The organism is Bartonella sp. MM73XJBT (assembly GCF_028618465.1).
In the GTDB taxonomy this organism is placed as follows: domain Bacteria; phylum Pseudomonadota; class Alphaproteobacteria; order Rhizobiales; family Rhizobiaceae; genus Bartonella.
Genome location: NZ_JAQISY010000001.1, coordinates 35,259 through 56,229, shown reverse-complemented (window position 1 = coordinate 56,229; position 20,971 = coordinate 35,259). Strand labels below are relative to the sequence as shown.

Sequence of the window (20,971 nt, the reverse complement as noted above, 5' to 3'; positions counted from 1 at the left end):
TTGTAATGAAAATTAAGATGCGTGGTCAAGATGTAAAGGTTTTTTATGGAGGAAAAGAGGCGCTTCATGGTATTACGCTTGATATTCCTGAACATCAAGTTACAGCTTTGATAGGGCCTTCAGGTTGCGGAAAGTCAACTTTTTTGCGTTGTTTTAATCGTATGAATGATACGATTGAAAGCGCTAAAATAACGGGTCTTATTACCTTAGATGGAGAAAATATTTATGACTCACGGATTGATGTTGTAGAATTGCGCGCCCGTGTAGGGATGGTTTTTCAAAAACCTAGCCCTTTTCCCAAATCGATATTTGAGAATGTTGCCTATGGTCCACGCATTCACGGTTTAGTTAAATCGCGTGGCGAATTGCATGATGTGGTTGAAAAGAGTTTAAGGCAGGCGGGTTTATTTGAAGAAGTAAAAGATCGCCTTCATGAACTTGGAACAAGTTTATCAGGAGGACAGCAACAGCGTTTGTGTATTGCACGTGCCATTGCTGTTAGTCCTGAAGTTATTTTGATGGATGAGCCCTGTTCGGCTCTTGATCCAATTGCGACAGCACGTATTGAAGAGCTCATCGATGCATTACGACAAAATTATACAATTGTTATTGTGACACATTCGATGCAGCAGGCAGCACGTGTTTCTCAATATACAGCGATGTTTCATTTAGGGCATTTGGTAGAAGTTGGTGCAACTGAAATGATCTTCACTTCACCAAAAGAACAACGTACGCAAGATTATATCACGGGGCGTTTTGGATAGGTGAATTGAGGAGAATAAGATATGTCTATGAACCATATTGTCCGTTCTTATGATGCAGAACTCAAATATTTGAAAGCAAGGATTACAGAAATGGGGAATCATGCAGAAAACATGATCGAACGTTCTGTTGCATCGATTGTGTGTCGTGATCTTCAACTTGCGACGGCAGTTATTGCTGATGATTTATTTTTGGATGAAGTAGAACGTGACATTGATGAGAAAGCGATTACCATTATTTGCAAACGCCAACCTATGGCTGTTGATCTGCGTGAAATTATTGGTGCCATTCGTATTTCTTCTGATCTTGAGCGGATTGGGGATATGGCCAAAAATGTTGCTAAGCGAACGGTTGCGCTTTCAGAAACGCGTCAACCTGCAGCTTTTTACCATGGGCTTGAAACGATTACAGCATTAGCACTCAATCAGTTAAAAGAAGTGTTGAGTGCTTATAGGAGCCATTTATTGGAACGTGTTGATGCCGTACGTGAGCGTGATGGTAAAATTGATGCTCTGTATACTTCTCTTTTTCGGGAGCTTCTGTCGTATATGATGGAAGATATGCGTAATATTACGGTTTGTACGCACTTACTTTTTTGTTTAAAAAATATTGAAAGAATTGGTGACCATGTTACCAATATTGCAGAGATGCTACATTATATTATAACAGGTCATCATATGTCTTCTGAACGCCCTCGCGATGATCTTACCTATAAAGTTGGGGTAGGTGAGCAAAAGATAGATTAACATTTTTCTTGAAGATACGAAGTATTGATCGCCTTTTTACAATACAGTTGTAAGTGGAATATGCTAGATAATATTATGGGTAACGACAAAGAAGCCGCTAAAAAGTTTTTCAAGCTAATATCACGGATTTTAAATTCTTAATTTGACAGATTTGGGTATTGGGTAGTATCATTGTCCTGAATTTAGCTGGAGGGGGTATTCGTGTTGTCTTTTTGATGTTGATATAGATAGTTTTAATATTCCAATCTTTCTTTTATGGAGAATTGTTGGAGAGTTTTTGAGTGTGTATTAATTTATTGCGATTTTAAAGTGTAAGAATTGATACTGTTTGGTTATATTCATTTTATGAAGAGCAGCAGTATTTATCTGTAAATTAAGTTTTTTTTATTTTTTATTGAGCATAAATGCCTTTTAGTTACTCCTTGTATTAAAATTTTACTAAGTTGTAACAATTAACCGTATACTTTCTTTGAAGGTACATTTAGAACACATTCAGATTTTAAATACTTCAAAGAGTTGGGGATCTGTTGTATAAGATGAAAAAGAATTTTTTGACTGTTTTTTTTAGTTGTTTTTTAGCGCCGTTTGTTATTGTTGGGTGTGCTTCAAATCATTTTAGTGTTGGAAATGTAAATGATGATAAGAAGACAGTAATGTATCCATTGACTGAGCGCCAATGTTTGATGCGTGCAATGTATTTTGAATCAAACCGTACCAGCCGAGAAGGAATGATTGCTGTTGGCACTGTTGTCATGAATCGTGTTAATTCAAGCGCTTATCCAAAAACGATTTGTGGTGTTGTTGGTCAGTACAAGCAGTTTGCTCCTGGCGTTTTAACGCGTCCTATGCTGGAGCCTTTATCTGTGAACCGTGTTAGAGAGGCAGCAGATGCTGTTTTGCGCGGCGAACGGGATAAGAAACTTAAAAATGCTAAATTTTTTCATACCGCAGGTTTATCTTTTCCTTATAAAAACATGTACTATGTTCGTGTTGCAGGGGGAAATGCTTTTTATGAAAAGCGTTCACGTGATGGATCTCTTCAAGTTCCTACGAATGATCGTCCCTATGATGTTGCTTATGCTTTTTCTCAAGAACGCTCAAGAAATACACCGAGTTCCATGGATGCAAGTTTAGCAAATAAAGGAATAAAAACAGAGAAAAAACAAAATACATCTCCTTTAGTAGAAGTAGCGCAAGCAAAAGAGGTGCATCCTACATCTTTTTTTGTCGTACAAGTTGATAAAGTTCCCATTCCCACATCAGCGCCTCATCGTATAGAGAAGGAAGATGAAAGCAAAACAATAGCGGCTTATACTATGCCTTCATCGGATCAGTTAAATGCAATCGTTGCAATGTTAGAAAAACAGTACAGAATCCGGTAATTTTTCACAACTAAAAAGAAGGGTATTGGTAATGTACTTTGATATGCATGAGACAATCTCACCTGAAATGCTTAATCGTCTTGCAGAAGTTACGGTAAAAGTTGGGCTAAATTTACAAGAGGGACAAGATCTTATTTTAACTGCTCCAGTTTCAGCATTACCTCTTGTTCGGCGTATCGCATATCATGCTTATAAAGTTGGTGCTGGTGTGATTACACCACTTTTTAGTGACGATATGTTATCGCTGACACGTTTTGAAAATGCCCATACGGCTAGTTTTGATTGTGCACCTTCTTGGCTGTATGAGGGAATGGCGAAGGCTTTTGAAAATGGAGCAGCGCGTTTAGCGATTGTTGGTGATAATCCTTTGCTGCTTTCCAATCAAGATTTTGATAAGGTTGCACGTTTAAATAAAGCCACATCAATAGCGTACCAGCCGGCTCTTAACCAAATATCAAATTTTGCTATGAATTGGTCCATTGTTTCTTATCCAACAACTGGGTGGGCTGAGGTGATGTTTCCCTCTCTGCCACTTCATGAAGCGATTAAAAAATTAGCTGATGCAATTTTTTCTGCTTCACGCATTACAGAAGAAGACCCAATAGAGGCATGGGTTGTCCATAATGCAACTTTAAAGGAACGTTCATCTTGGCTTAATGGACAGCGTTTTTCTGCCTTGCACTTTACGGGACCAGGGACTGATTTAATGCTTGGTTTGGCGGATGATCATGAATGGCAAGGTGGTGCATCCGTTGCTAAAAATGGTGTTGTCTGCAATCCTAATATTCCAACAGAAGAAGTATTCACCACTCCTCATGCTCATAGGGTTGAAGGTTTTGTTCGTTCAACGAAGCCTCTTTCTTATCAAGGAGCACTGATTGATAATATTGAAGTACGGTTTGAAGCAGGGCGTATTGTTGATGCACGTGCGTCAACAGGGCAGGAAGTTTTGCAACGGGTTTTACAAAGTGATGAGGGGGCAAGTCGATTGGGCGAAGTTGCTCTTGTTCCACATTCTTCCCCAATTTCCAAAAGCGATCTGCTTTTTTATAATACGTTATTTGATGAAAATGCTGCATGTCATATTGCTTTAGGGCAGTGTTATTCGAAGTGTTTTTTGGATGGAGCATCATTGACGGCAGAGGAAATTGCGGCACGTGGTGGTAATAAAAGTGTCATTCATATTGACTGGATGATTGGATCTGGTGAAATTGACATTGATGGTATTACACAAGATGGTATAAGAGTTCCTGTATTTCGTAAGGGTGAATGGGCTTAAAATTTTATTTTTTCAATAGCATTGCTGGAAAATATATAATATTAAAAAATAAATGCCTGAACTCCCTGAAGTAGAAACTGTTCGTCGTGGACTTGAGCCAGTTGTGACTGGCGCAAAGATACTATCTGTCACGCTTTATCGGAGAGATTTACGTTTTCCTTTCCCTGAGGCGTTTTCTGAGCGGCTTGTTGGTCAGACAATTATAGAGCTTGGCCGGCGTGCAAAATATTTATTGTTTTATCTTTCAAAAAATGAAACGATTTTAAGCCATTTAGGAATGTCAGGATCATGGCGCATAGAAGATGATCTTTTAAAAGAAGCATCTTCTACGATAAAGAAATTTGTTAAGCATGATCACTTTGTTATGGATATTCAGGCAAAGGATGGCAAAATTTATCATCTTACTTATAATGATGTGCGTCGTTTTGGGTTTATGCTTTTAGTAGATACAAGTAAGCTTTACGAACATCCCCTTTTAAAAAAGTTAGGGATCGAGCCTATAAGTAATGCGTTTTCTGGTCGTTATCTACAAAAGGTTTTCGTTAATAAAAAAATATCCCTTAAGGGAGTTTTGCTTGATCAGTCTATTATTGCGGGTCTTGGGAACATTTATGTTTGCGAAGCACTTTGGCGTAGTCGCTTGTCTCCACAACGCGGCGCATATACATTAGCGTTGAAAACGATACGTGCACGTGAATATGCAGATTCTTTAGCGCAGAATATACGGAATGTCATTTCTGAAGCCATTTTGTCTGGTGGATCTTCTTTACGTGATTATACGCATGTAGATGGCTCCCTTGGTTATTTTCAACATGCTTTTTCAGTTTATGGACGAGAAGGTAAGGAGTGTTTGCAATGTGGAGCACCTATTATGCGTATTTTACAGTTGGGGCGTTCAAGTTTTTATTGTTCACAGTGCCAAAAATGAATAAGATCCTTTGCAAAATTCTATAAGAGGATTAAAGTCGTACCTCTAATTATATGAGTTGGGAGGCTTTTTATGTTGAATAAAGTATTAACACATCTTGATGAAAATATAGACAAAAGCCTTGAACGCCTTTTTTCTTTTTTACGTTTTCAATCGATTTCAACAGATTCGGCTTATAAGGATGAATGTCGTCAAGCAGCTGATTGGTTAGTAGAGGATTTAAAAAGTATAGGGTTTGAGGCTTCACGGCGTGATACACCAGGTCATCCAATAGTTGTTGGACACCATCCAGGACCTTCAGATGATTGCTTGCATGTATTATTTTATGGACATTATGATGTTCAACCTGTTGACCCACTGAATTTATGGGAAGATGATCCATTTACACCTTCTTTAAAAGAGAGAGATGGAGAGAAAGTCATTTGTGCTCGTGGAGCTTCGGATGACAAAGGACAGCTCATGACGTTTATTGAAGCATGTCGTGCGTTTAAGAAAGAAACGGGACAGCTTCCTGTTAAAGTTACTATTTTATGTGAAGGTGAAGAAGAAACAGCCTCTCCTTCTCTTGTTCCATTTTTGAAAGCAAATAAGGATGAGCTTAAGGCTGATTGCGCATTGGTTTGCGACACATCTATGTGGGATGTCAATACACCATCTATTGCCCTTTCTCTTCGGGGAATTATGGCGGAAGAAATTATTATCACAGCAGCTAATCGTGATTTGCATTCTGGTTATTTTGGGGGAGTAGCAGCCAATCCCATTCGTATCTTAGCTAAAATTTTAGCAGGACTTCATGATGAAAATAATAGGGTGACACTTCCTGGTTTTTATGATGGGGTAGAAGAAACATCTCCACATCTTTTGCAAGCATGGAATGCACTAAATTGCACGGCTGAAAATTTTCTTGGTCCTGTAGGACTTTCTATTCCTTCTGGTGAAAAAGGGCGGAGTATTTTAGAACTTATGTGGGCGCGTCCTACAGCAGAAATTAATGGTATTAGTGGAGGCTATGAGGGAGAAGGGATGAAAACGGTTATTGCTTCTCAAGCGAGCGCAAAAGTATCATGTCGTTTAGTCCATAAGCAAGATCCAGAGAAAATACGCCAAGCTTTACGTGATTATGTACGCAGTTCAATTCCTGCTGACTGTACAGTTGAATTTAAGGATCATGGTTCTTCTCCGGCTCTTCAGCTTTCCGATGATTCGTCTTTTATCCAGGCAGCAAAGGATGCTTTATCACAAGAGTGGGAATTTCCTACTGTATTAGCAGCTATGGGTGGTTCGATTCCAATTGTAGCAGACTTTCAATCAATTCTTGATATGGAGACTGTTTTGGTTGGTTTTGCACTGGCAGATGACTGTATTCATTCACCTAATGAAAAATATAATCTCAAATCGTTTCATAAAGGGCAGCGGTCTTGGGCACGTATTCTTGTCGCTTTAGCAAATAGGAGGGTAAATGGCTGAGATTCGCGTTCATCAAGGTGATTTACCAAACTTAGACAATTATCAGATTAATGCCGTTGCTATTGATACTGAGACTTTAGGACTACAACCATATCGTGATCGTTTATGTGTCGTTCAGCTTTCTTCGGGGGATGGTACTGCTGATGTGATACAGATTGCTAAGGGGCAAAAGAGCGCGCCTAATTTGGTTAAGTTGCTTGAAGATAAGGCAATTACAAAAATATTTCATTTCGGTCGTTTTGATCTTTCTATTTTAGCACATACATTTGGCGTAATGCCAGATGTCGTTTTTTGTACAAAAATTGCTTCAAAACTCACGCGTACTTATACAGATCGTCATGGATTAAAGGAAATTTGTGGTGAATTGCTGAATGTAAATATTTCTAAACAACAGCAATCTTCGGATTGGGCTGCTGAGACTTTATCACGTGCGCAAATTGAATATGCAGCCTCAGATGTTTTATATTTGCATCGTTTAAAAGATATATTTGAAGAACGCTTAAAGCGTGAAGAACGAGAACATGTTGCAAAGGCGTGTTTTGAATTTTTGCCTATGAGAGCAAAACTTGATCTTTTGGGATGGGCGGAGGTTGATATTTTCGCGCATAGCTGACTTTAAAATTACCTTTTAAAACCAAGCTAAGAAAAATAATTTAATACAGCAGAACAAAATACCCATGGTGTATGGGTATTTTGTTCTTTTTTCTATTTTGGTGAGAGTATTTAATGACAGAGCTCTTAGTTTAGAGTGTGTTATTCAATTTAAAGATCGCAAAATAAATATTTATAAAGATGTGCTTTTTTATATTTCTCACTGCTTTTATTTGCAAAAAAACAGACAGTTTTTTAAGAAACTATCAGATAAGGGTGATAGGTTTACGGAAGAATTGCCATATCATTGTTACTTCAAGATATCGATTTATAAAGACAATTTATCTTTTTTCTTATTAAATGAGAGCTTTGAATAACGTAAGCTTTTCTCATTTCATACTTATTTACAGTAAAAATGATGAAAATCATTCGTTTATGCTTCATCAGTATAGTTTTTAAAACTATTGGAGAAAGAAGTGAACATGCTTCTTATGAGTTCTTTCAAGTTCCAAGAGCTGAGATAATGTTTTAAGCCAGCAAATAGAATGATTTTGCCATCGTGCTATTATATATGATTACCTTGAGCGATAGAGGATAAGGAAAATCTCTGCTAGAGAAGTGAAAGCGTAAACAGTTGTGTCGTTGATTTTATACCTAAGAGTGCATTATGTTTTTATTTATTACAAAGTAAGTGATTTGTATGTCAGCATAGTTTAGCAATTTCCATTTATTTTAAAATCACAGTATTCAAAAACCTCATTTTTTTATGGAAATTTGCAATGAAGGCACTACATAAAATCCATTATGGATATTATGATATGAAAAGGATCTATGAACATGAAATATTTTATTACAGCTTTGGCCACTTTTTTTTCAATCTCTATAGCACAGGGAGCGAGTTTGTTAACTTCGCAACTAGGACAGGGAATATCTTCCGCGGTTTTTCCTGAAAATCTTTTTTTGCAGAAACAGCCGAACGGTATGTTATCTAAACTTTCGCAAACAAAATTTTCTCATCTTGGTGATAACCAACGGGAAGCAGTTGTTGAATTGGTAGCTGTATCATCTTTTGGTAAAAGAAGAGGACGTTGGCCCAAACACCCAAGACCGCGTCCACGTCTATTTAATGGTCCGATGAGTTATAAATAAGTGAAGCAATAACGTTAAGATAAGAGATATATTGGTGAAGTCTAGAGAGGGGCTAGACAGAGGGAACTGAAAGCAGTGATTATTTCCGTTGCAGTTGTCATGCTGATTCATAACAGCACAAATCGCTGCAGAGAGTTATGCGATAAAGCGAAGGAGAGTATTTATACCTTTAAAGGATTGTACCAAATGTGTGTTTACATAATGTTATAAAATAAAGAAGGGCACTGAATTTGGTAAGAGAAATATTCTGACGTTGCCAGAGTTTACATTCCATATCAAATGACTAAGGGGGAAAGAATTTTGTTTTTTTTATGAGTGTATCATTTTTACTACAGATATTCAGAGTTGGGGCTCTATATGAGACAAGGTGTTCAAATATTCAGCTATGGAGAGAAATTATGAATATGAAATGGTTAATAACAGCCTCTGCTTTCGCCTTTGTTTCAGTTTCAGCAGCGCATGCAGCAGATGTTGTTATGCCCCCCAGTCCTACACCTGTTGCACCAGTTATTGTAAATCCATCTTTTTCTTGGACAGGTTTTTATATTGGTGGTCAGATTGGCGGTTTTTCAAGTAAAACGAAGATGGACATCCTTACTAATGGAAAAACTATTCCTGTACATGACGACTATTTGCCTAAACTCTCTGGGTTTATGGGGGGTATTTATGCTGGTTCGAATGTCGATCTCGGCAATGGCCTTATTTTAGGTGTTGATACAGATATTATTTGGACTGATAAAAATGATACGAAAATAGTGCCAGCATATGAGATTACTCCAGTTCACGTGGCTTATGTTAATAAGATAGTGAAAGATGCTGGTATTAATATTAGTGAGGATAAAATTGATGTTGGTGATAAGCGCTCCCATAGTTTCACTTTTAAAGAAAAGTGGGCTGGTGCTACAAGGGTACGGATTGGTTTTGCTGCTGAACGTATTATGCCTTATGTTGCTGGTGGTATTGCTTATACACAGCTGCAAGATATCACGTCGATATCAATAACCAAAAAGGGTTCAGGAAAAGTAATAGCTTCTGGTAACTTATCTGATGAAACAAAGACGATGGTTGGTTATACTCTTGGCGCTGGTGTTGATTTTGCAATGACCAATAATGTTATCGTCCGTGCGGAATATCGTTACTCGGATTTTGGTAAAAAGAAATTCTCAAACGATAAGTATGAAACTTCTTACAAAACCAATGATTTCCGTGTTGGTGTCGCTTACAAATTTTAACCTATCGGTAAGCTAAGTCACTAAAAGACATAGGTTAATACCATAGTCTCATAGAGAAGTTCTGTTTTTAGTTATGATTTGGTAATTTTACTGTGTTTATATTATCACATTCCACATATTATTTGTATATGTGGAATGTTGGTACATGCAGAGCATAGTAAACGGAAATTCATCAACGACAGATAATGATTTACTTATAGTATCAATGGGTTATCGTGATATGTAACATGCTATTTTTCACGTAAAACCAAGTTATGAAGAGGACTCGTTTTTAAACGGGACTTCTATTTTGTATAGCTGTGTTATTTTTACTACAGATTTTTTTTTCAGAGGCGTATAGCATTGCGACATAAATAAATATGGAGCAAAATTTATGAATATAAAATCTTTAGTAACGACCTCTGTCGTCGCGTTAATTTCAGCTTCTGCGGTACAGGCTGCTGATGTTATCATCCCTCACGAAACTGCACCTGTTATCAGTGCCCCAACTTTTTCTTGGACAGGTTTTTATATTGGTGGTCAGATTGGTGGTTTTTCAAGTAAAATTGACCTAAAAGATAAAGATAAAGATACTTCAGTTTTTAAAGACTTATCACCTAAAATTTCAGGTTTGATTGGCGGTTTTTATGCAGGATCTAACTTTGATCTTGGAAATGGTATTATCTTAGGTGTTGAAACAGATATGATCTGGTCTGGCAAAAAGGATGTACGATTAGTCACTGCAACTGGTGAAAAGGACAAGGACAAGACTTCAACTGGTGAAAAGGACAAGGACAAGACTCCAACTGGTGAAACTAATGTTAATCCAATAAATGTTAAAAATTCAAGTGACCAAGATATTGTGGATGTATCAGAAGGTGTTGGTTTTAAACAGAAATGGGCTGGCGCTACGCGCGTACGTATAGGTTTTGCTGCTGCTGATCGCATTATGCCTTATGTTGCTGGTGGTGTTGCCTATACACAGCTAGAGGCTGCTTATGGACAAGTAAAAGTAGGTAATAAAACTTTTGTTGCAGGCTCATCTGATGAAACAGCAACAATGGTTGGTTTCACGATTGGTGGTGGTATTGATTTTGCGATGACTGATAATGTTCTGTTGCGTGCGGAATACCGTTACTCAGACTATGGCAAAAAGAAATTTTTTGCACAAGAAAAAGAATATAATTTCAAAACCAATGATTTCCGTGTTGGTGTGGCTTACAAATTCTAATTTTGTAAAAACGAAATTATTCGGATAAAATAAATTTCTAAGAAGCTCCGTCAAAGACGGGGCTTCTGTTTTTTTTCTGTTACTATATTATCACATGACTTATATTATTTTGCATACAGAATATCATGACACATTGGTTTTAATAAAAGAAGTTTGTAAATAAAAAACATAAATTCGCCCATAATATCAACGTGTTATCTATAAATTTAATTTGTAAGCTATTGTACAAAACAGAATTATTCAAAGGCTCTATTTTAAATAATTTTTATTTTTAGCATTGTGTTATTTTTACTACAGATTTTTTTTCATAGATGTATAGCATTACAACATAAATAAATTATGGAGCAAAATTTATGAATATAAAATCTTTAGTAACGACCTCTGTCGTTGCGTTGATTTCAGCTTCTGTTGTACAGGCTGCTGATGTTGTCATCCCTCACGAAGCTACCCCTGTTATCACTGCCCCAACCTTTTCTTGGACAGGTTTCTATATTGGGGGTCAGATTGGTGGTTTTTCAAGTAAAGTTAAGGTAACGAATCCAGATACAAAAGAGAGAATTTTTACTAAAGATGGGGCACCTAAGCCTTCAGGTTTCATGGGAGGAATTTATGTAGGTTCTAATATAGATCTTGGTCATGGTCTCGTCTTAGGTATCGAGACAGATGCTATTTGGGCTGATCGAGGAGATACGAAAAGCTCTTCTTCAGAGACTCTTAATGCTGATGGCGCTATAGAACTTAATCAGGATCTTAAAGATGCCGGTATTGAGTTGGGGGAGGCAGAAAAATTTGTAGCGGGTGACACGAGAGCGTACGGAGCCACTTTAAAAGAAAAATGGTCTGGTGCTACGCGAGTGCGGATTGGTTTTGCAGTTGTTGATCGCATTATGCCGTATATTTCTGGTGGTATTACCTATGCACAGATGCAAGGAATTGATTGGGTTTCAGGAATAAAAAAATCGGAGAATAATAAGCTAGGTAAGACGATCTCTGCTAATACATTTGATAAAACAAAAATGTTTGTTGGTTATACCCTTGGTGGTGGCATTGATTTTGCGATGACAGATAATGTTCTATTCCGTGCAGAATATCGTTATTCAGATTATGGTAAAAAGAAATTCGATAAGGATGGAAACGAATGTAGCTATAAAACCAATGACCTTCGTGTTGGTGTAGCGTATAAATTCTAATTGCTCTAAAAACAAAGCTAACTAAATTAAAAATAAATTATGAAGAGGTTCTGTCTTTGACGGGACCTCTATTTTTTTATTTTTTTGTGAATGTGATATTTTTGCTACAGATATTTTACAATAGATGCACTATATACAGTCCGTTTTGGATATTTGGAGACATTTTATGAATACGAAACGTTTAATAACGACATCTATTTTCGCTTTGATTTCAGCTTCAACAGTACAGGCAGCTGATGCGCTGATTCCTCATCAACCTACGCCAGTTACTTCATCATCTTTTGTGGCGCCTACTTTTACGTGGGAAGGATTTTACTTTGGAGGAGAAGGTGGTGGTTTTTCAAGTAAAACTGATATGAGTATTGTTGGTAAGCACAAAACTGTACCGCTAAGTAAAGATTTATCACCTAAACTGTCAGGTTTTGAAGGCGGTTTGTATGCAGGTTCTAATATTGATCTTGGCGATAACTTTATTTTAAGTATCGATACGGATTTTACTTGGTCTGGACAAAAACACACAAAGACCATTACCATAGGTGCACCTGAAAACAGTGCAGTAGACAATTTGTTATCAAGAGCTCGCAAATCAACAGAATCAGTATCTTCAGCAACAAAAACTGATTCTTTAGTGCCAGCATTCTCAGAGGGGATGTCTAAACAGGCGTCAACCAAAGTACAAAGAGTAAAGCAAAACGGAACATTACAACCAGCAATACCAGGACAACCAGAACCAAAGAGCTTGCAGGGAAATGGAGTAGTATTAGTGTCCACACCAGGAACAGCGGTAACATTATCAGGAGTGAACTCAACAAAAGCGAGCTCACCAAGCGGATCGAGAACATTAGAATTGGGCAGATCAGGGGCGAACTCAACAGGATCGAGATCATCCGGAGCAACAAACTCATTGGGATCATCAACTTCTGCAACAACCCCTGCAACAGGAGTGAGCTCATCAGGAGGAGAAGGCCCATTGAGATCATCAATTTCTGCACCCCCCTCTGCAACAGGAGCGAGATCATCAGGAGGGGCTGGCTCATCGGGATCATCAACTTCTGCAGCAACTCGTACAACAAGAGTGAACACATCGGGAACATCAGTAGGAGCGAGCGCATCAGGATTGGGCTCAACAGGAGTGGGCAGATCAGGAGCGAGCTTAACAGGATCGAGCAGATCAACAGGAGTGAGTGTACTAAGAAGCGCTTCTACAGAGGAGGGTTCAGCAAGAGTAGTAGAAGCGCTATCAGCAACACCAAAATCAACAGAAGCACCAGCAGCACCAAAACCACCAGCAGCACCAGCAGCACCAGCAGCACCAAAATCACCAGCAGCACCAGCAGCACCAGCAGCACCAAAACCATCAGCAGCACCAAAACCATCAGCAGCACCAAAACCATCAGCAGCGCCAGAAACAGCAGCAGTGTCAAATTTACGGGAAACAACCGTACCGAAAAAACCACTGCTACTGGCGAGATCAGGGTCGTCTGGATCAGAAGTAAATGCTGCTAGTGGTGGGGGAAATCATGCTCAGGGGCATGGTACCGGTACTAATCCGCATGGTTCAAGTGCTCGTCAACATGCTGGGAGTAATAATCCACACTCTCCTAATCCCCATGGTGTACAGAGTACAGCTGGACGTAGTGCGCAAGGTGCACAGGAAGAGCAAAATGCTTCGGATGTGTATGGTATAGAGCAAATAAAGGAGATGGTTTCTGAACTTGGTCTTGAGGACAATGGCACGGTTGGAACTTTAAGTCACACTTTAAAACAAAATTGGGCTGGTGCCACACGGGTACGTATCGGTTTTGCTGCTGATCGCTTTATGCCTTATGTTGCTGGGGGTGTTGCTTATACGCAGCTTCAAGACACTGTATCAGTATCAGTTATAAACGATGATGGAACAGTAGTTGCTTCTAAGAACTTAACCGATGAAACAAAAACAATGGTTGGTTATACCATTGGTGGTGGAGTTGACTTTGCAATGCTCGACAATGTTATTTTGCGTGCGGAATATCGTTACTCCGATTTTGGTAAAAAGAAATTTGCAAAGGAAAAACTTGAAATTAAATACACCACCAATGATTTCCGTGTTGGCGTAGCTTATAAGTTTTAATTTGTTTTCAAGAATAAATTTTTGAGAGGCCCCACCAAGCGTGGGGCTTTTATTTTTTGAGAAGATCATTTTTGGCTTTCTTTTCTTGATAGTTTCGTGATAAAGCCCATAGCGTGTGATGATATATCTTCTTGATCGCTGCTTAATACGAATGATAAGCTCGGCTTTCCCTATAGATCAAAACCAGAGTTGCAGGGTTCAGGGAAGTTATGCACAAATAAATTCGTAAAAGTAGACAAGGATATTTCACAATGACTGTGAAAAATGAAACAATAGATTATTCAAAAACGCTTTATCTACCACAAACAAATTTTCCTATGCGCGCAGGGTTGCCGCAAAAAGAGCTTGAGTTGATGGCACGCTGGGAAGATATGGGGCTTTATGCACAATTACGCGAACAAGCAAAAGATCGTCCACTTTACATTCTCCATGATGGTCCGCCTTATGCAAATGGACATATTCATATTGGTCATGCTTTAAATAAAGTTTTAAAGGATGTGATTGTGCGTTCATTTCAAATGCGCGGTTTTAACGCAAATTATGTTCCTGGTTGGGATTGTCATGGGCTTCCAATTGAATGGAAGATTGAAGAAAAATATCGTGCAGCGGGAAGAAATAAAGATGATGTACCCCTTAATGAATTTCGACAAGAATGTCGCGAATTTGCACAACATTGGATAACTGTTCAAAGTGAAGAATTTAAACGCCTTGGTGTTATAGGAGATTTTAAGACGCCCTATACCACAATGGCTTTTCATGCAGAAGCACGCATTGCTGCTGAATTGATGAAATTTGCTCTGTCAGATCAGATTTACCGTGGTTCAAAACCTGTGATGTGGTCTGTTGTAGAGCGTACGGCTTTAGCAGAGGCAGAGATTGAATATCACGATCATGAATCAGAGGTTATATGGGTTAAGTTTCCTATTTTTGAAACAGATTCTCGTGATTTATATGGTGCGCATGTTGTGATTTGGACAACGACACCGTGGACAATTCCCGGGAATCGTGCAGTAAGTTATTCTTCGCAGATTACTTATGGTATGTATGAAGTTGAAAGCGCAGAAAATGATTTTGGTCCTCAAGTGGGAGAAAGACTTCTCTTTGCTGATGCGTTGGCTATGGGGTGTGCAGAAAAAGCAAAACTTGTTTTAAAGCGGTTACGTATTGTTTCTGCGGACGAGCTTAAGAGGCTTATTCTTTCTCATCCACTGAAAGGTTTTGCAGGAAGTTATCATTATAAAATTGCGCTGCTTGATGGTTCGCACGTAACAGAGAGTGCTGGTACTGGTTTTGTTCATACAGCACCAAGCCATGGGCGTGAGGACTTTGAAATTTGGAATGCTTATAAGCCTTTCTTAGAGCAGATGGGTATTGATTCATCTATACCGTTTCCTGTTGATGATGCTGGTTTTTATACCAAGGATGTTCCTGGTTTTGGTCCAGATCGTGAAGAGGGACCAGCGCGCATTATTGATGATAATGGCAAAATGGGTGATGCTAACAAAGAGGTTGTTAACGCTCTCATAGAAGCCGATAAATTATTTGCACGTGGTCGTCTAAAACATTCCTATCCTCATAGTTGGCGTTCAAAAAAGCCGGTCATTTTTCGTAATACACCACAATGGTTTATTTCAATGGATAAAGATTTGGGAGACGGTTCAACTTTACGCAGTCGTGCTTTAGAAGCTGTTTCGAAGACGCGTTTTGTTCCTTCTTCTGGTCAAAACCGTTTATCTTCTATGATAGCAGATCGTCCTGATTGGGTTCTTTCTCGACAGCGGTTTTGGGGAGTTCCAATTTGTATCTTTGCCAATGAGGATGGTGTTGTTTTAAAAGATCAGCATGTAAATGAGCGTATTTTACAGGCTTTTGCAGCAGAAGGAGCAGATGCATGGTTTGCTGAAGGAGCACGTGAGCGTTTTTTAGGGGATCGTGCGCATGAACCTTGGCTTCAGGTTTATGATATTCTTGATGTTTGGTTTGATTCTGGAGCAAGCCATAGTTTTGTATTAGAAGATCGAGCTGATTTAAAATGGCCTGCCGATGTTTATTTTGAAGGATCTGATCAACATCGTGGGTGGTTTCAATCTTCTCTTTTAGAAAGTTGTGGTACGCGCACGCGTTCTCCTTATAAGACGGTCATTACACACGGTTTTACTTTGGATGAAAATGGCAAGAAAATGTCTAAATCCTTAGGCAATACAGTAGTTCCCCAAGAGATCATAAAAACATCTGGAGCTGATATTTTTCGTCTCTGGGTCATGACGACAGATTATTGGGAAGATCAACGTTTAGGTAAGAAAATTCTTCAAACAAATGTGGATTCTTATCGTAAACTGCGCAATGCAATTCGTTGGATGCTTGGAACTTTAGCACATGATGAAGGAGAAGAAATACCTTATTGTGCACTACCAGACCTTGAAAAACTTATATTACATCGGCTTTTTGAACTCGATAAATTGATTAATCAAGCCTATGATGCGTTTGATTTTAAAAAGATTATGCGTGCCTTGTTGGATTTTTCAATCATTGAGTTATCGGCATTTTATTTTGATATACGCAAAGATTCCCTTTATTGTGATGCACCTTCATCGAAAAAACGGAAAGCTTCTTTGCAGGTTGTTCGTGAGACTTTTGAGAGAATGGTAATATGGCTTGCTCCAATGTTGCCATTCACCATGGAAGAAGCTTGGTTAGAGCGTTATCCACAAAGCCAATCGGTACATTTAGAACAGTTTCGCCCTGCACGAGAGGAATGGCAAAACGAATCTTTAGATGAACGTTGGAAAAAAATTAAGCAAGTCCGTAAAGTTGTGACCGGCGCTTTAGAGCTTGAGCGGGCAGATAAGCGTATTGGCTCATCTTTAGAAGCCGCCCCCATTGTTTTTATTTCTAATCCCACTTTGCTGGAGGCATTAGAAAATTTAGATATGGCGGAAATTTGTATCACCAGTGCCTTAACAATTAAGCGGGATACACTACCTGCTGATGCCTTTACTCTAAGTGATGTAGAAGGCGTTGCTGTGTATCCGGAGAAGGCGCAGGGAAAAAAATGTGCCAGGTCATGGCGTTATACACAAGATATTGGGAGTGATCCAGCTTATCCTGATGTATCTGCTCGCGATGCTGCTGCTTTGCGGGAATTACAGATGCTTGGAAAGATTTAAAACTTTAATGAGGAGGGTGAAATGAGGGGGGTATAAAGAGCATTATTACAGTTTAAACTCTGTCATTGATGCGTATAATCTTTTATGATAAGAGGAGATTTCGTTGTTTTTCCGTGGGGGTAAGTTTGTATGTGGAACAGATCTCCAATAAATGCGGGAAGATCAATTAGCCATATACTTAGGAAAATGAGATAAGCAATGAAAAAACGTGAAGTCAAAATATTGCCGGCAAGCATTTTGAGTATATGCTTTGTGTTAACAGGATGTGGTCTATCCGCTCCTACTTATGGGACAGATAAACCGGTTTCATTACAGTTTTTTGAAGATGTTGCTAACATTGCCTCACTAACACCGACAAATGATAATAGTCAGCTTGTCATGAAACCTCATCCAAAACTTGTGATGCCGAAGTCTGGTTCGCGCTTAGTTTTGCCAGTGCCGCAGCAAGATACAGCAGCATCGAAGCAATATTCTGGTAGTAGAAAAGTTTCTGTTCTTCCAAAAAAACAATTATCAGTTAATGAGTATACCAATGCTGCTGATTCAGACAATATTTCACAGTTGAGAGCGAAGCAACGGCAAGAATATTTACGCCGTCAAAGAGCACGCCTGGGAAGTGCGAAGCATCGTCGCTATCTCACTGAGCCACCTTTGAGTTATCGTCAACCGGCAAAGATTGCACCTGTTGTTAGATAACAGTCGAAGGGTTACAAGGGTGTGAGAAAAATGCTCTGAAAATGAATTTAGATAAAAAGAAGAGCTGTTATTTTTTTAGAGTTCTAATATTGTGAAGAGATAGGTATTAGAAGTCCGGAGAGGAATTTTTTAACACCGTTTTTGTGCAAAAAAATCTTTAAGCAATTGGGATGCTTCTTTTTCTTTAAAACCAGAATAGATTTCTGGTTTATGATGACAGGTTGGCTGTTGATAAAAGCGTGGACCATGTTCAATAGCACCTCCTTTGGCGTCGTTTGTTGCATAGTAAAGGCGTCGTATGCGTGCAAATGAAATGGCTGCAGCACACATTGCACAAGGTTCAAGGGTTACATAGAGGTCGCAATCAGGCAGCCTTTCGCTTTGGAATGTTTCGCAAGCCATACGAATGACACGCATTTCTGCGTGTCCTGTAGGATCATATGCGGCTTTGGTGTAATTACCAGCACGTGCAATGATTGTTTTGCCGCGTGTGATAACGGCGCCTACAGGGACTTCTTCTTTTTTTTTTGCCCATTGTGCTTCTAAGAGGGCTATTTCCATAGGAGTTAAAGTCATAGAGTTCTTTCTGCTAAAAGTGTAGAAGTAACAAGATTCTCCACAGAGAACAGTACTAAATGTGTGAGTTATAATTCTTTTATAATGAATTGATATTATTTTTAAAATGTTTAAATCAACTTGTAAGGAAATGGGTACATTATTATTGCTAAAGGATAGAAAATGATAAGTGGTTATGTTACTCCCCCTTATCAGGATAATCGGTATGGTGTGGGGTGACGATTTTTGAACGTATTGGAAGAGGTTGGTGTAAAGAGCAAATGAATGAAAACAATGAGAGTGAGCGGATTGCTAAAAGATTAGCACGCGCAGGTATTGCTTCGCGTCGCGATGCAGAAATGATGATTGTTGCAGGTCGTATTGTTGTTAATGGTAAAGTTGTGACGACACCTGCTTTTAATGTTGCTTACTCTGATGTTATTAAAGTTGATGGTAAACCTTTGTCTCCTATAGAACGAACGCGGTTATGGCTTTACCACAAGCCGGCGGGGCTTGTCACCACGAACCGTGATCCTGAAGGTAGACCCACAGTGTTTAGCAATTTGCCAAAAGGAATGCCTCGTGTTCTTTCGGTAGGAAGGTTGGACATTAATACAGAAGGGCTTTTGCTGTTAACCAATGATGGTGGTTTATCGCGCGTATTAGAGTTGCCTTTAACGGGGTGGGTGCGCAAATATAGGGTTCGTGCCCATGGACGAGTAAAACAGAGTGCACTTGATAACCTTAAAAATGGCATAGCTATTGATGGTATTTTCTATGGTGCGATTGAAGCATCAATTGAACGTGAACAAGGATCAAATATATGGCTTTCTGTAGCTTTACGTGAAGGAAAAAATCGTGAAATAAAAAAGGTTCTTGGTGCATTAGGATTATCAGTTAATCGTTTAATCCGTGTCTCTTATGGCCCGTTTCAGCTTGCTGATTTGGAAGAAGGAGGTGTGCGTGAGATAAAAGGTCGGATGTTACGTGAGCAATTAGGTGAACGCTTAATTATACAAGCCAATGCAAATTTTGATGCTCCTATTCTGAAACCCTTTTCAAATTCTGTAGTTATTGCAGAAAAACGAAGCGATAAAGATTTTGTTCATAACAATGAAGGTTGGATTTTCTCAAGTGGGAAAGAAATACAGCGTAAACAACAAGGTGGATCTGCAAAACATAATCAATCACGATTAGGAATAACATCTGATGCAAAATTTATGCGCAAGGATAAGAGTGAGGAAGGAAAAGGAGAGCGTTTTTTGCCTCGTTCGCGTCGTTCTAATGTTTGGATGGCTCCTGGCGCACGTCCACAGAGTACACTCAAAAAATCTTTCTATAGTGAAAAATCTTCTTATGAACATAAAAACAGTTTAGCAGATAAAAGATCTTTCCGTAAATCGAAAGAAAAGCTTTCAGATGTTCCATTACAGAAAGAAAGCGATACTCGTTTTGATCAAAAACATGGTAAAAAATCTTTTGCTGAAATGCGTTCTGTTGGCAAGAAAGGGCGTTTTTTAAAGGAAAAAGAAAAGGTTATGGAAGACAATAATGATAAACATTCTTTTGAGGATAAGAAAAGGGCTCAATCATTTACTGGTTCCATGAAGAAATCTAAAACATATAAGGGAGCGGCAAAAACAGTGAAGAGATCTGGAGGACGAGGTGCGGATCGTCGGCGGTAAATTTGCTGGGCGTGTTTTGTGTGCACCCATGGGACAGTCAATTCGTCCAACAAGTGATCGTACGCGCGAAAACCTTTTCAATATTCTTGCCAGCCGAGAAGAGCAATTTTGGACCAACAAACGTGTTTTAGATCTTTTTGCTGGTACTGGTGCTTTGGGCATAGAGGCTCTATCGCGGGGAGCAAAAGCTGCTGTTTTTGTTGAAAACTCTGTTGAGGGGCGTGCACTCATACAAAAAAATATTGAAGCTTTTGAATTGCAATCCATGGGGCGCATTTTGCGTCGTGATGCAACAAAACTTGGCAATATTGGCACGATGCTCCCATTTGATGTCGTTTTTGCAGATCCTCCCTATGGACATTGTTTAGGTGAGCGTGCTTTTGTAGAGGTGTTACAAGGGGGCTGGGCAAAAGCGCATGCACTCTTTGTGCTTGAAGAAAAAAAAGATGCAACGATTCATTTACCTGAGACTTTTTATCTCGATGATGAGCGTTTTTATGGTGAGACAGCAATGCGCCTTTATAAACTGCGATCATAGATTTAGGCTTGAGGAAGTTCTCACTTTTATCTGAGAGAGTGAGAAAAATTATTCTATATTACTTTTTATGAAATAATTGCTATTTTAGTCAACAGTGGCTTTTAAATTGTTCAAGAGATGCGAAAGCTTTATACTTCCTTATTTTATCACCCGTATATAATTAGATATATTTTTCTATACGATGCAGCTAGAGATAGAGAACACGATATAAATGCTTTGACCAATACAAGATTTTAATGTCAGTCAAGTAATATCAAGAGAAAGTATTATTACTCTTTGTTTTT

Annotated in this window: 17 protein-coding genes; 16 read left to right on the top strand and 1 reads right to left on the bottom strand. The window is 38.8% G+C overall.

From position 1 onward, the window contains the following. Nucleotides 1–5: 5 nt before the first annotated feature. The 14 genes from pstB (at nt 6) to PVV69_RS00210 (ending at nt 17,909) form a co-directional block, all read left to right on the top strand. Nucleotides 6–764, top strand: coding sequence for a phosphate ABC transporter ATP-binding protein PstB (gene pstB, locus PVV69_RS00275; RefSeq protein WP_273720091.1), 759 nt, complete (start codon nt 6–8; stop codon nt 762–764). A 21-nt stretch (nt 765–785) separates the two neighbouring features. After that, nucleotides 786–1,508 (top strand): phosphate signaling complex protein PhoU, encoded by a 723-nt coding sequence (gene phoU, locus PVV69_RS00270; protein ID WP_273756007.1) that lies wholly within the window; start codon nt 786–788, stop codon nt 1,506–1,508. A gap of 536 nt (nt 1,509–2,044) precedes the next feature. Continuing rightward, a complete protein-coding gene (locus tag PVV69_RS00265) occupies nt 2,045–2,890 on the top strand; it encodes a cell wall hydrolase (RefSeq protein WP_273756006.1) in 846 nt (281 codons plus the stop codon). 31 nt (nt 2,891–2,921) lie between these two features. After that, entirely contained in the window at nt 2,922–4,169 is a 1,248-nt protein-coding gene (locus PVV69_RS00260) for an aminopeptidase (protein WP_273756005.1), read from the top strand. 52 nt (nt 4,170–4,221) lie between these two features. Continuing rightward, entirely contained in the window at nt 4,222–5,097 is an 876-nt protein-coding gene (mutM, locus tag PVV69_RS00255; protein ID WP_273720096.1) for a bifunctional DNA-formamidopyrimidine glycosylase/DNA-(apurinic or apyrimidinic site) lyase, read from the top strand. A gap of 72 nt (nt 5,098–5,169) precedes the next feature. Further along, the gene (locus PVV69_RS00250) at nt 5,170–6,564 is read left to right on the top strand and encodes a dipeptidase (protein WP_273756004.1); all 1,395 of its coding nucleotides are present in this window, start codon (nt 5,170–5,172) and stop codon (nt 6,562–6,564) included. Continuing rightward, the gene (locus PVV69_RS00245; protein WP_273720100.1) at nt 6,557–7,177 is read left to right on the top strand and encodes a ribonuclease D; all 621 of its coding nucleotides are present in this window, start codon (nt 6,557–6,559) and stop codon (nt 7,175–7,177) included. The genes PVV69_RS00250 and PVV69_RS00245 overlap by 8 nt, the downstream gene beginning before the upstream one ends. An 815-nt stretch (nt 7,178–7,992) precedes the next feature. Continuing rightward, nucleotides 7,993–8,304 (top strand): hypothetical protein, encoded by a 312-nt coding sequence (locus PVV69_RS00240; protein WP_273756003.1) that lies wholly within the window; start codon nt 7,993–7,995, stop codon nt 8,302–8,304. Between the two features lie 398 nt (nt 8,305–8,702). After that, nucleotides 8,703–9,536 (top strand): outer membrane protein, encoded by an 834-nt coding sequence (locus PVV69_RS00235; protein WP_273756002.1) that lies wholly within the window; start codon nt 8,703–8,705, stop codon nt 9,534–9,536. Between the two features lie 373 nt (nt 9,537–9,909). After that, on the top strand, nt 9,910–10,746 hold the full coding sequence (locus PVV69_RS00230; RefSeq protein ID WP_273756001.1) for an outer membrane protein: 837 nt from the start codon (nt 9,910–9,912) through the stop codon (nt 10,744–10,746). A 353-nt stretch (nt 10,747–11,099) separates the two neighbouring features. After that, nucleotides 11,100–11,936, top strand: a complete 837-nt coding sequence (locus tag PVV69_RS00225; RefSeq protein WP_273756000.1) for a porin — start codon at nt 11,100–11,102, stop codon at nt 11,934–11,936. Nucleotides 11,937–12,102: 166 nt separating this feature from the next. Then, the gene (locus tag PVV69_RS00220) at nt 12,103–14,046 is read left to right on the top strand and encodes an outer membrane protein (RefSeq protein ID WP_273755998.1); all 1,944 of its coding nucleotides are present in this window, start codon (nt 12,103–12,105) and stop codon (nt 14,044–14,046) included. Between the two features lie 251 nt (nt 14,047–14,297). Further along, entirely contained in the window at nt 14,298–17,213 is a 2,916-nt protein-coding gene (ileS, locus tag PVV69_RS00215) for an isoleucine--tRNA ligase (protein WP_273755997.1), read from the top strand. 198 nt (nt 17,214–17,411) lie between these two features. Then, nucleotides 17,412–17,909: a hypothetical protein gene (locus PVV69_RS00210; RefSeq protein WP_273720114.1), complete on the top strand. Its 498-nt coding sequence runs from the start codon at nt 17,412–17,414 to the stop codon at nt 17,907–17,909. 129 nt (nt 17,910–18,038) lie between these two features. Here PVV69_RS00210 and PVV69_RS00205 read toward each other — a convergent pair whose 3' ends face one another. After that, nucleotides 18,039–18,485, bottom strand: a complete 447-nt coding sequence (locus PVV69_RS00205; RefSeq protein ID WP_273720115.1) for a nucleoside deaminase — start codon at nt 18,483–18,485, stop codon at nt 18,039–18,041. Between the two features lie 260 nt (nt 18,486–18,745). Here PVV69_RS00205 and PVV69_RS00200 point away from each other — a divergent pair, with 260 nt between their 5' ends. After that, nucleotides 18,746–20,149, top strand: coding sequence for a pseudouridine synthase (locus PVV69_RS00200; RefSeq protein ID WP_273756076.1), 1,404 nt, complete (start codon nt 18,746–18,748; stop codon nt 20,147–20,149). Beyond that, entirely contained in the window at nt 20,130–20,687 is a 558-nt protein-coding gene (gene rsmD, locus PVV69_RS00195; protein ID WP_273755995.1) for a 16S rRNA (guanine(966)-N(2))-methyltransferase RsmD, read from the top strand. Before PVV69_RS00200 ends, rsmD begins: the two co-directional genes overlap by 20 nt. Nucleotides 20,688–20,971 lie beyond the last annotated feature (284 nt).